This is a genomic window from uncultured Megasphaera sp. (assembly GCF_958350005.1).
Taxonomy (GTDB): Bacteria; Bacillota; Negativicutes; order Veillonellales; family Megasphaeraceae; genus Megasphaera.
Genome location: NZ_CATWFF010000047.1, coordinates 1 through 12806, shown reverse-complemented (window position 1 = coordinate 12806; position 12806 = coordinate 1). Strand labels below are relative to the sequence as shown.

General features: G+C 53.5%; 9 protein-coding genes. 5 read left to right on the top strand and 4 right to left on the bottom strand.

Going from position 1 to position 12806, the window contains the following annotated elements:
• Window positions 1–111 precede the first annotated feature (111 nt).
• From Q3886_RS04310 to Q3886_RS04295, 4 genes are all read right to left on the bottom strand, one after another.
• Complete coding sequence (locus Q3886_RS04310; protein WP_301859935.1) at window positions 112–1086, bottom strand: AEC family transporter; 975 nt, start codon at window positions 1084–1086, stop codon at window positions 112–114.
• A gap of 97 nt (window positions 1087–1183) precedes the next feature.
• A complete protein-coding gene (locus Q3886_RS04305) occupies window positions 1184–2377 on the bottom strand; it encodes a M20 family metallopeptidase (RefSeq protein ID WP_301859934.1) in 1194 nt (397 codons plus the stop codon).
• A 99-nt stretch (window positions 2378–2476) separates the two neighbouring features.
• Window positions 2477–5584 carry an efflux RND transporter permease subunit gene (locus Q3886_RS04300; protein WP_301859933.1) on the bottom strand — a complete coding sequence of 1036 codons (3108 nt, stop codon included), beginning with the start codon at window positions 5582–5584 and terminating at the stop codon, window positions 2477–2479.
• A 10-nt stretch (window positions 5585–5594) separates the two neighbouring features.
• The gene (locus tag Q3886_RS04295) at window positions 5595–6863 is read right to left on the bottom strand and encodes an efflux RND transporter periplasmic adaptor subunit (RefSeq protein WP_301859932.1); all 1269 of its coding nucleotides are present in this window, start codon (window positions 6861–6863) and stop codon (window positions 5595–5597) included.
• A 205-nt stretch (window positions 6864–7068) separates the two neighbouring features.
• Here Q3886_RS04295 and Q3886_RS04290 point away from each other — a divergent pair, with 205 nt between their 5' ends.
• From Q3886_RS04290 to pth, 5 genes are all read left to right on the top strand, one after another.
• Window positions 7069–8643, top strand: a complete 1575-nt coding sequence (locus tag Q3886_RS04290; RefSeq protein ID WP_301859931.1) for a ClC family H(+)/Cl(-) exchange transporter — start codon at window positions 7069–7071, stop codon at window positions 8641–8643.
• A 256-nt stretch (window positions 8644–8899) separates the two neighbouring features.
• Window positions 8900–9451: a peptidoglycan-binding protein gene (locus tag Q3886_RS04285; protein WP_301859930.1), complete on the top strand. Its 552-nt coding sequence runs from the start codon at window positions 8900–8902 to the stop codon at window positions 9449–9451.
• Between the two features lie 178 nt (window positions 9452–9629).
• Window positions 9630–11003 (top strand): bifunctional UDP-N-acetylglucosamine diphosphorylase/glucosamine-1-phosphate N-acetyltransferase GlmU, encoded by a 1374-nt coding sequence (glmU, locus tag Q3886_RS04280; RefSeq protein ID WP_301859929.1) that lies wholly within the window; start codon window positions 9630–9632, stop codon window positions 11001–11003.
• A 69-nt stretch (window positions 11004–11072) separates the two neighbouring features.
• Entirely contained in the window at window positions 11073–12038 is a 966-nt protein-coding gene (locus Q3886_RS04275; protein WP_301859928.1) for a ribose-phosphate pyrophosphokinase, read from the top strand.
• 19 nt (window positions 12039–12057) lie between these two features.
• Window positions 12058–12636, top strand: a complete 579-nt coding sequence (gene pth, locus Q3886_RS04270; RefSeq protein ID WP_301859936.1) for an aminoacyl-tRNA hydrolase — start codon at window positions 12058–12060, stop codon at window positions 12634–12636.
• Window positions 12637–12806 lie beyond the last annotated feature (170 nt).

Genomic DNA, 12806 nt, shown 5'->3' with positions numbered 1-12806 from the left:
ATTATACGGAGAGAGGCAGTAAATGTCAATATCTTTTTTTGAAAAAAGTAATAATTCTATTATTTTTACAAGCCATATATTATAAATCCTTAACTTTTCTGTTAGGAAGAATCAGACAAATAAGAGGTGTCCCAGGAAGATATAAAACGTCAGGGACAGGGCCGACAGGGCAGTCGTATTCATGACGATCTGCGTGGCATAGTCGGCGTTATTGTCGAATTCAATGGCAAAGAGAGCCGTATTGACTGCTGTAGGGATGGCGCAGTAAATGAGAAACACTGTTGCGCTTACAGCTGTAAACGTGCCGGGAAGGATGGCATTGGCTGTGTAAATCATGAGCAGTCCAATCATGGGCAGGACGGTCATTTTCAGGATGCTGATGATCCACACGTCCTTGTCGAGCCAGTGGATTTTCGTCTGCGACAGCTGGGCGCCAATGCTGAACATGGCCAGGGGCAGGATGGCGTGACCGGCCATTTCCATAATGGGCCAGAGAAAGAAATCCTTGGCATCAAAGCCGGTCATGCGGGCTCCCAAGGCGGCGAGAAGAAAATAGATGAGCGGCATTTGCATCATGACTTTCAGCGTATCCCGGGCTGACAGGCGTCCGCGGCCAGCCTGATACAGACCAAGCGTGTTTAGGGAAATGCTCTGCAGAATAAAGATGATGATCTGGACGACCATGGCTTCTGCCAGATAGGGCGTCTGGCCGTTTACGACAAAGGGGTCGTGAGAAAATACCAGGATGATCAGGGCTACGCCCAGATTGCCCGTATTGTTGAACATGAGGGCATTGCGGCAGGACTGCATCATGCCTTCGTCGTAGTGGCGCCATTTGCCGACGGCACAGGCAATAAGAAAGGACAGAACCATGAAAATGGCCAGGGCTGCAATGATGCCTGTACTGGCAGCAGGAAACTCCGTCGTATATACGTTGGTAAAGATAAAACTGGGAATGACGGCATAAAACATGAATTTGGACAGCGTTTTTATGTCCAGGTGAAAATGCCTGTCCACGAAAAAGCCGAGAAGGACGAGACAGAAAATGGGCAGCATCGTGTGTTCAATAATAAACCAGAATACCAAAGAATCAACCTCTTTTCATCATATAATTAGAATTTTATTATACTGCAAAATGAAAAGAGGGTACAGAAGAAAGAAGAGTTTCTTCGTACCCTGGAAATTACTGATAACTTTTAAAATAGTAGACACACGTAACCATGGTTTCGCACATGTACTTCAGTGCCGTGCTGTCCCAGTGGAAATCAGGCGAATGGCCGACGACGGGTGCGTCTTTGTATACGCCGACGTAGTAGAATGTGCTGGGGACGGCAGCGCTGAAATAGGCAAAGTCTTCCGATCCCGAGCCGCGGGCCATGGGGACGACCTTTACCGTTCCGGCACATTCCTCTTTCAGAATGGCTTCTACCCGGGAGGTTACAGTCGGATTATTGATGCAGACCGGTGAGAACGGTACGGTGCGCAGATCATAGGAACCGCCGTATGTGGACGTTACGTTGTCCAGAATATGGGCCATTTTAGCCAGAATATCGTGACGCTTTTCTTCATCATACGTTCGGAGCGTTCCTTTCAGCTCAGCCGTATCGGGAATGACGTTGGGACTGTGGCCGGCCTGGAACTGGCCAAAGGTCAGAACTACGCCGTCGCCGTCGGCATGACGGTTGTAAACGTAATTCTGCAGGGACTGAATGATGTCGACGCCCATCTGGATCGGGCTGACACAGGCTGACGGCTGCGATCCATGGCCGCCTGTGCCGTGGAGGGTAATGACAAAGTCGTCGCACGATGCCGAGATTTCCCCTTTGCGAATGCCAATATAGCCTGCCGGCAGAGAGCCGGCAACGTGCAGGCCCAGGGCGTATTCTACAGGCGGCGTGTTGAGAATGCCGGCGTCGATCATGCGGGCGGCACCGCCGTTTCCTTCTTCAGCCGGCTGAAAAGCCAGGCGGATGGTGCCGCGCAGGCAGTCCCGGTGTTTATTCAGAATCTTGGCGACGCCCAGCAGGTTGGCAGCGTGACCGTCGTGGCCGCAGGCGTGCATGACGCCGTCTACGAGGGACGCATAGGGGCAGTCGTATTTTTCCGTCAGCGGCAGGGCGTCGATATCAGCGCGCAGCAAGATGACCGGACCGGGAAGTTCGCCGCGAATCAGGCCGGTCACGCCTGTGCCGGCAATGATTTTCACATCTTCAATGCCCATGAGGGACAGTTCCTGAAAAATGGTCTTGCACGTATCGAATTCCTTTTCGCTCAGTTCCGGATGGGCATGGAAATATTCACGCATTTCCATCATATAGGGCAGTGTTTTTCGGACGGCTTCGTGAATATTAAATGTAGGGGTAAATGGGTGAGTCATAAGCCTTATGCCTCCTTTTGAGCATACTGTTCATGTATATATTGTAATATATATTTCTAGGATGTATATAAAAAATCCTGCCCAGGCGCAGGATTTTTTTTATTTTGCCTTTTCAGCTCTTTCTTTTGGGCGGAAAAAAGGCAGACGGAGGGGATGTTTTTCCATAAAGACGAAGATAATGGGAATGACGAACAGCGTAAATACTGTCGATGTCAGGAGACCGCCAATGACGACGACAGCCATGCTGGACCGCGTTTCCGAGCCGGCCGTCATGGCCAGCGCTGTCGGCAGCATGCCGACGACCATGGTCAGGGTAGTCATGAAAATGGGGCGCAGCCGGGCCCGGCCGGCGGCGATGACGGCACTGCGGGGGTCCATGCCCCGTTCATGCATGAGCGTCAGCGTGTAGTCCAGGAGAAGCGTACCGTTTTTGGCGACAATGCCGTCCATGACCAGTATGCCAATGAGGGAATAGAGATTGATTGTATTGTTGGTCAGAAAGAGGAGAAACAGCGAGCCAATCAGGCCCAGAGGCAGGGAAAACATGCGGATAAACGGCGTCTTTACTGATTCATAGAGAATGGCCAGAATCATGTAAATGAGGATGAGCGACATGATCAGGGCCGAGCCCAGTTCCTGGAAAGTCGTCGTCATGTTGTCAGCCTGTCCGGTAAAGCGGAAGGTCACGCCTTTCATGTCCATGGCGTTCAGTTTCGCTGTCAGTTCCTGAATTACGTCGTTCAGGGGGCGCCCATGGAGAGAGGCACCGAGGGTAATGCTCCGTTCCTTATCGGTCCGGCGGATCGTGACCGGCCCCGTACCGGCCTGCACTTTGGCGACATCAGAGACGTAAATGATGTGGCCGTTGGCGTTCAGGGGAATCGTTTCCAAATCAGAAATGCGGAAATTGTCAGCCCCTTTCAGGCGGACATAAATATCCGTATCGTTGCTGTCGTTTTTCTTGTCATTAGCCAGAACCCCGGCTTTCTGGCCGCTAATGGCGTTGGAGAAGGTCGCTGTCAGATCACCCAGAGACGTGCCGTACTGCTTGAGCTTTGTCCGGTCTACGGCCAGCTGGTATTCAGGCATGCCGTCCTGATAGGAGCTGTTGACATCCTGAATGCCGGCAATGTCAGTTTTCATCATTTCCTGAATTTCCCGTGACTTGGCCAGCAGGGCGTCAGCATCCTTGCCGCGCAGTTCCAGACGCAGATTGCCGGAGCCGCCGCCAAAGCCGCCAGTCGTACCGGCAACGGAAGCCTGCGTTTCCTGAACGCGCACGTCGCCGTCGAAAATGTGCGCATTGGCAAAGGCACGGACGTCGTTGGTAATCTGCCAGATCGTACGGGACCGGTTCTGCCGGTCTGTCAGGGTGACCTGAAAATCAGCCTGATTCAGGCTGCGGCCGCCGACCATGGCGGTGTAATACGTAATTTCCGGGATCGTTTTCAAGTAGTCTTCCATCTGCCGGGTTGCTGCATCTGTACGGTCCAGGCTGGCATTGGTCGGCAGCTGGATGGTGATGTGAAAGCTCCCTTCATCTGTGCGGGGCATGTATTCCGAGCCGACAAGGCCCGTCGGGATGAGGGCCGCAGCCAGGCAGAAGCAGAGCAGTACCGGCAAAAGGAGCTTCCTGGCATGGTCCAGGCTCCATGTCAGCAGGCTGCTGTAGTGATTGCGGGCCCAATCTTCAATGGCATCCATGGTGCGCCATATGGGCTTGTCCGGAATTTTCAGACCCAGCCGGAACAGACGGGATGCCAGCATAGGCGTCAGCGTAAAGGAGACGAACATGGAAAAGAGGGTGGCAAAGACGATGGTCAGGCCAAACTGCTTGAAGTACTGCCCGACCATGCCGTTCATAAAGGCAATGGGCAGGAAGACGACGACGTCGCACAGCGTAATGGCAATGGCAGCCATGCCGATTTCCATTCGTCCGTTCAGCGCTGCCTTGCGCGGTTCTTCGCCGGCCATGAGGTGGCGGTGAATGTTTTCCAGCACGACAATGGAGTCATCGACGAGAATGCCGACGCACAGGGCCATGCCCATAAGGGACATCATATTGAAGGTGAACCCTGCGGCGTACATGACGAAAAAAGTGGAAATGAGGGACGTCGGAATGGCAATCATGACGGCCAGGGTCGAGCGCCAGCCGCGGAGGAAGAAGAACAGCACCGTTCCCGTCGTGATGAGCCCTTCAATAAGGGCTTCCAGCGTGTTGTGCAGAGCATTGCGCACGTATGAAGCCGATTCGTTCGTAACGGTAAAGGTGTAATCCGGATTATCCCGGCGCAGGACATCCAGTTTTTTGTTAATATTGTCTACTGTGGAAACGACGTTGGCGTCGCTGTTTTTGTAAATGGCCATGACCACGGCGTCATCACCGTTTACACGGGCATAGCGCGTGACTCGCTGGTCCTGGCGCTTAATATCAGCAATGGCTGTCAGAGGAATTTTGGCTCCCTTTGCATTGGTTACCTGGACCTGGGCGATTTCCTGTTCATCGGCGTACTGGGCATTGACGCGCACATCCGTCGTCGTGGCGCTGGAATAGACCGAGCCTGACGGCATGAGGATGTTTTCTGATTTCAGGGCATTGACGACCTGGGTCAGCGTCAGGTCGTAGAGAAGGAGCTTGTCCTTATCGATTTCAATGGCAATTTCCTTGTCCCGCCCGCCGTTCAGCTCGATTTCCGATACGCCGTTGGCCTGCTGGATAACGTCCTGAAAGTCGTTTTCCGTGCGGGAATACATTGTGTCCAGGGGCTGGCCGGACTGGACGGCGACGTACATGACCGGTGTATCATTGAGGTCGCGCTTGATGACGACAGGCTCGTCAATGCCGTCAGGCAGCTGGCCGCGAATGGCGTTGATCTTTTTCGTCGCGTCAATGGCGGCTGCATCGGCATCGGCGGAAAAGTCGAGCTGCAGCGTCACCCGGGCCCGGCCGTACGATGCCTGGGACGTAATATGCTGCAAATTGGATACAGACGACAAGGCGTCTTCTACGGGCTTTACGACCTGCTGTTCTACTGAATCGGCATTGGCGCCGGGATAGGATACAGTTACCGTCACGTATGGCGTGTTCAGCGCCGGCAGCAGTTCGACACCGATTTTATAAAAGCTGAACAGGCCGAGGACGACGAAAAAGGCGACGGCCATGCAGATGCCGATAGGACGGTCAATAGAAAGTTTCGTTATATTCATGGGATTTCACCTAGTTTTCCTGCTGACTGGAACTGGTATCGATGGTGACGACCGATCCGTTTTTCAGACGGGCCATATTGGTCGTGGCAATCGTATCGCCTTCGTGGAGACCGTCGAGAATTTCGATATACGAGTCATTGCGCAGTCCTGTTTTCACGTCGCAGATGGTTACGGAATTGTCGCTGCCAATGACATAGACCTGGCTTTTGCCGTTTTGTTCCAGTACGGCGTCTTTCGGGACAAACAGCGTATTGGGCCGCTGCAGAACGCTTACTGACGACGTGGCATACATGCCGCCGCGCAGGGACGCATCGGGCGCGTCCAGGGTGATGCGGACGACGTAGGTCTTGGCTGATGGGTCCATAGCCGGGCTGACATAGGTAATTTTTCCGCTGTACGTGTTGGCCAGGGATTCGATAGATACCGATACAGGCGTGCCTGGTGTCATGGCAGCCACGTCTGTTTCTGATACGGTGCAGTCCACATACATGCCGCTCGTATCCGTAATGGTCAGTACCTTCGTGTTGGCCGGCACCATGGCCCCGGCTTCGGCATTGCGGTAGGTTATGACGCCGGCCCGCGGCGCCTGCAGGGTCAGGTCGTCGAGCTGCTGGTTCAGGCTGGCCACTGTATACGCTGCCCGATCCTGAGCGGCCTGTTTGCTGGCAATGGACGCCGGCGTGTCGCCGATGTTCTGGGACTGCAGGTTCTGCAGGGCCGCCTGAGCGACGATGAGGGCCTGGTACATTGTGTCCAGCTCTTTCTGCGATACGGCGCCTTCGTCTTTCAGAATGACGTAGCGGTTGTAGTTCATCCTGGCCGTGGCGTAGTCTACCTGGGCTTTCTGCAGATCTGAGTCAAACTGGGACTGTGCTGCCTTCGTGTCGGCAGCAGCCTGCTGTAAGGCGGCCTGGTCCTGCTGAAGGGTCAGGCTGGCGTCCGTTTTGTCCTGTATGAGGAGCGTCTGACCTGGCGATACCGTATCGCCCAGGCTGACATAGACCGCCTGAATAGGGCCGCCATACTTGGTGGATATGTCGACCTGCGCCAGCGGTACCGTCTGTCCGGACAGGGCAATGGTCCGCATCATATCACTTCGCCGGACCTGATAGGTCTGAACCGACGGCAGTACAGCCTTCCCGTTCAGGCGGGCCGTGCTGTCCGAATGGGTCGTCATGTACAAGGCAGCGCAGGCCAGAAGGAGGACCAGGCCGAAGGCGATGAGTTTATTCTGCCGGCTCTGAAATAGATGCTGAAAAAAATGATGGAAATCTGTCATAGTAGTATACTCCTGCTGGAAATGTCTGGAGACATCGTATTTTCACATATCTTCTTTAATGATAGTAAGTCCTGAGAAAAAAGCAACGGTTGTAACGGAATTGTTAGATTATTTACGAAATATTTCTGTATGCCAGCAATTCCTTTGCCGTATAAAAGGAAAGATATGCTATAATGACGTCATACGGAAAAGGAAGTGACATATAATGGAAATAAACAAACATCTTACGGCCGTGCTGGATGCCCTTGGCCACTGGCCTCGCTTCCGTCTGCGCCTGTTTGCCGAAGGGGCTGTCGTCGGGATTCTGTCAGGCCTTGTTATCAGCCTGTTTCGCTGGGCTCTGGAAATGGGGACGGTGTGGCGGGAATACCTGTATGCCCAGGTTCTTCGTCCCGGCGGCATCCTGGCCGGTGCAGCCTGGTTTGCCCTGCTCCTTGTGGCGGCTTTCATTCTGTGGAAACTCATGATCTATGAACCTGATGCCGGCGGCAGCGGCATTCCCCAGGTAAAAGGCGTCATTACCGGCGCCGTCCGCCTGCGGTGGTTCCGCGTCCTGTGGACCAAGCTCCTTGGCGGCGTTCTGGGGATCGGCCTGGGCCTGTCTCTGGGCCGGGAAGGCCCGTCTATCCAGATCGGCGCCGTCACGGCTCAGGGCCTGAGCCGTGGATTGGGACGCACTGCCATGGAAGAACGGTATTTGCTGACTGCCGGTGCCAGTGCCGGCCTGGCAGCTGCTTTTAATGCGCCTCTGGCCGGCGTCATGTTTGCCCTGGAGGAACTGCATCGGAATTTTTCCGGCGCCGTCGTTGCGCCGGCTATGGCTGCAGCCCTGCTGGCGACGATGGTAAGCCGCGTCGTATTTGGGCAGTCGCCGATTTTCCATTTTGGCGCCCTGCCGGCCCTTCCGCTGGAATCCATGTGGATTGCCGTCCTTGTCGGCGTCGCTGCCGGTCTGGCCGGTCTCGTATTCAACAAAGGGCTCCTCAGTATGCCTCGCTTTTATGGACTGCCCTGCTTCCGCAGCGGCTACAGCCGTTTTGCCTTTGCCCTCGTCGTAGCCGGCGTGCTGGGATACGTGTTTCCCCAGGTCCTGGGAGGCGGCAATGACCTCATCAACAGCCTTCATGCCATGCCGTTGTCACTGCAGCTGTTTGCCGTGCTCCTGGCCGGAAAGTTTCTCTTTACCCTCATCAGTTATGGCTGCGGTGCGCCAGGCGGCTTTTTCCTGCCCATGCTGGTCCTGGGCGCTCTCACTGGCGGCGTTGTCGGCACGGTCCTCATCCAGGCCGGGCTGATGGAGCCGCAGTATCTGTCTGATATTATCGTCCTGTCTATGGCGGCGTTTTTTGCGTCTTCTGTTCAGTCACCCGTTACAGGGACCATTCTCATTATGGAAATGACGGCGTCTTATGAGCACCTCCTCGTCCTGTGCACGGCTTCCATGATAGCCCTTATCGTTGCCCAGCGGTGCGGCGGACGGCCCATTTATGACGTCCTTCTTCAGCGCCTGCTGCGCCAGAGCCATCCCGTCCTGTCTTCAGCAGAACGGCGGAGTTTGCTGGAACTTACCGTCGTCAGCGGCAGTGCTGCTGACGGAACCTGCGTAGGTCACATTGCCTGGCCGCGGCAGACTGTACTCATCGATGTAAAACGCAGCAGCGGCGATTTTATTCCCAGTCCGGACCTGAAGCTGCAGGCCGGCGACTACCTGTATATACTCACCGATTCTATCGAAAGTGCCGAAATGATACGGCACCTGGTAGAGTCGGAAAAGCCATAAAATGCATAATAATTATAAAAACTTAGTACCTGGTAGGAAAACTGCTGATAAGTTTCGGCGATTATCCTGTATTTTCAAAATACAGACAAAATACAAATGCGGATAAACATAGCATAAACACGGCATAAAAATCCAAAAATTTGACTTAAATGTTTGCTTTTTGGTATAATTCTGGTTGTGAAGTTGAATCTGTTTGTTATGGATAGTTCAAAGAGGTGGTTATTTGAAGAACCGTATACTGATTCTATTAACGTTCATGTTTGTTTTTGTATGTTCATCACTGGTTTGTGCAAAAGTCGAAATCGGAATGACCGGCTCTGTCGTACAGAGTGTACAATACATGCTCATGGATACAGGATATCTGGCAGATGGTGCAGACGGTGCCTTTGGCCCGGCTACGGAAGCTGCTGTAAAACGTTTCCAGGCTGACTACGGATTAGATGTAGATGGTATTGTCGGATCGCAGACTATGGCGGCTCTTTCAGAAGCCAGTGGACGGGAAATTCCTGCTGAATCGGAAAACAGCGGATATCAGCAGCGCATCGTCATGGATGCTACGGCCTATACGGCTGATGATCCCGGCAACAGCGGCTATACTGCCACAGGCAAGCGCCTGCAGCGCGGTATGGTTTCTGTAGATCCCAGTGTTATTCCCCTGGGAACACAGCTGTATGTTGAAGGATACGGCTACGCTACTGCCGAAGATACAGGCGGAGCCATTTATGGCAACCGCATTGACCTGGCAATGGACTCGACGGATGAAGCCCTGAACTTTGGCCGTCAGGATGTAGTCGTGTACGTGCTGTAAGAGAATAGGGCCTGCTGCAGGCCAGCAAACGGAGAGGTATGAAGCCTCTCCGTTTTGTATTTTCTGCAACAGCCTATGATTTTAGCGTAATTTTATAAAAAACTATGTATTTTCCCGGCTATTTGTGTTATCCTGAAAAGGACATTACAGTTTTTGGATTTAGGGAGGCTACTGCTGAATGAAAGATATGATTGCACTTATCTTGGCTGCCGGAAAAGGTACGCGCATGAAGTCCAAACTTCCCAAGGTACTTCATCACGTAGGCGGTGTGCCAATGGTAGAGCAGGTTCTTCGCAATGTGAAAGCTGCCGGTACGCGGCGTCAGATCGTCGTCGTCGGCTTTGGCAGCGAAGCCGTGCGGGAGTATGTCGGCGACAGGGCAGAAATCGTTGTCCAGGAACAGCAGCTTGGCACAGGTCATGCCGTCCTGCAGGCCGAATCGCTTCTTGCCGGTACTTCCGGTACGCTTCTCGTCACCTGCGGTGATACGCCGCTCGTAACGGAAGAAACGTTCCGCAAGCTCCTGGCCTGTCATGAAGAAACACAGGCTGCTGCCACCGTATTGACGGCGGTTATGCCTGATCCGACAGGATATGGACGGGTCATTCGTGATGCTGACGGCCAGGTGGTCAAAATTGTCGAACAGAAAGACGGCTCGCCGGACGAACTGGCTGTGCGCGAAGTCAATGCCGGTATTTACTGCTTCGACATGGATCTGCTCTGGCAGATGCTCCACAACGTGACCAATCAGAATGCGCAGGGCGAATATTATCTGACCGACGTCATCGGCATGCTCGTGGCAGCAGGCAAGCGGGTCAGTGCCTTTGCAGCTGCTGATTACAAGGAAACGCTGGGCGTCAATTCCCGCCTGCAGCTGGCTGAAGCAGAACAGGTTCTGCGCCGGCGCAAGCTGGAACAGCTCATGACCGACGGCGTCACCATTATCGACCCGGCGAACACCTACGTGCACACGACTGTTTCCGTAGGCCGTGATACAGTCCTCTATCCGGGAACCATCCTGGAAGGCACCACGGTCATTGGCGAAAACTGCCAGATCGGCCCATATGTGCGCATGACGAACGTGCGCATGGGCAATGACGATCACCTGCAGTTCACGTATGCCCATGACTGCGAAATCAAAAATGGCTGTGAAATCGGTCCGTTCGTTCATTTCCGGCCGGATACGGTCATCGGCAATGGCGTCAAAGTCGGCAACTACATGGAAGTGAAAAACTCCGTCGTCGGCGACGGCACGAAGCTGCCTCACCTCAGTTATATTGGCGACAGCGACGTTGGCAGCGGCGTCAACATTGGCTGCGGCACCATTACGGTCAACTTTGACGGCCGCAAAAAACACCGCACTGTCATTGGCGATCATGCCTTTGTAGGCTGCAACAGCAACCTCGTGTCGCCCGTTCATATTGGCGACTATGCATACATCGGCGCAGGCTCGACCATTACCAAGGACGTGCCTGACAAAGCCCTGTCTGTGGCCCGGGCCAAACAGCGGAACATCGAAGGCTGGGTCAAAGACGACACGTATAAAAAATAAGCGTACCATCGGTTTTAGCAATCGAATTTATCATACTACTTATACCATTATATTTAGGAGGCTCTACACATGAGTTACGAAGACGGGAAAAAGCTGAAAATTTTTACGGGCAACGCGAATCCGGAACTGGCCAAGGAAGTTGCCAGCTATTTGGGACTGGAACTGGGCAAGGCCTTTGTCGGCAAATTTAACAACGGCGAAATCCAGGTCATGATCGACGAAAGTGTTCGCGGCAAAGACGTATTTGTGATTCAGCCTACATGTCAGCCTGCCAATGATACCCTCATGGAACTGCTCATTATGGCCGATGCGCTGAAACGGGCTTCGGCAAAGCACATTACGGCTGTCGTTCCTTACTATGGATATGCCCGCCAGGACCGTAAAACCCGGGGCCGTGAACCGATTACGTCCAAACTGGTTGCTGATCTCATGACGACAGCCGGCATTACCCGCGTCGTTACGATGGATCTCCATGCCGGCCAGATTCAGGGGTTCTTCAACGTTCCTGTTGACCATCTCGGCTCGGCGTCGATTATTGCCAAATACCTGAATCAGAAAAAAGAAGAAACTGATATGGGCGACATCGTCGTCGTATCGCCGGACCTTGGCGGCGTTACCCGCGCCCGCGATCTGGCAGACCGCATTAATGCGCCCATTGCTATCGTAGAAAAACGCCGTCCCCGTCCTGGCGTTGCCGAAGTCATGAATATTATCGGCGATATTAAAGGCAAGACCTGCATCCTCATCGACGACATCGTCGATACAGCCGGCTCCCTCTGCGGCGCTGCCAAAGCCCTGAAAGACCTGGGTGCTGCCCGCGTCTACGCTGCCTGCGCACACGCTGTCCTGACCGATCCGGCAGTAGAACGGATTCAGAACTCCGTTATTTCCGAACTCATTATTACCAATACGATTCCCCTGCCGAAGGAAAAACAAATTGACAAGATTAAAGTTCTCTCTGTGGCACCGCTGTTGGGAGAAGCTATTATGCGCATTTTCCACGAAGTGTCCGTCAGCAAGCTCTTCGATAAATAAGGATGAACCTATCGTGCATATGATCGTAGGCCTGGGCAATCCGGGCCGTCAATATGAAGCATCCAAGCATAACACGGGATTCCGCGTCGTCGACGAACTGGCGCGGCGCTGGAACGTGACTGTCTGGCAGGAAAAGATGGACGCCCTCGTGGCTCAGGCATCGGTAGACGGGGAGAAGGTCATCCTCGTCAAGCCTCAGACCTTTATGAACAACAGCGGCCAGGCCGTGGGCCCTCTCATGCGCTGGTACAAGCTCGACGAGCCTGATGTGTACGTAGCGTATGACGATATGGATCTGCCTGTAGGCCGTATTCGTATCCGCAAAAACGGCAGTGACGGCGGCCACAACGGCATTAAAAGTCTTTTTGCCAACGGGTGCCGCCAGTTTACCCGCTTCCGCGTAGGCATTGGCCGGCCTTTGCCTCATCACGACGTCATCGATCACGTACTGACGCCTTTTCCGGAAGAGCTGCAGGCTCCTTATGATGCGGGAATTCAGGCTGCTGCCGATGCCGTAGAAGGCTGTCTGCGCCTCGGCGTCGACAAGGGCATGAACTACTATAATCCGCATAAGAAAAAAAAGACCAGCGAAGCATAACCGCCGATTCTGGCGAATACAAACAGGAAGATATTGCGCAAAGCAGTGTCTTCCTGTTTTTTTGCCTTTTTTGTCTGCATCTGCATTTTGAACTGCTGGCAGCATGATAAAATTATAAATTTTTTATTAAATTTTACTGATTTGGTCTAAACGGGCTGTAAAATGTCGGA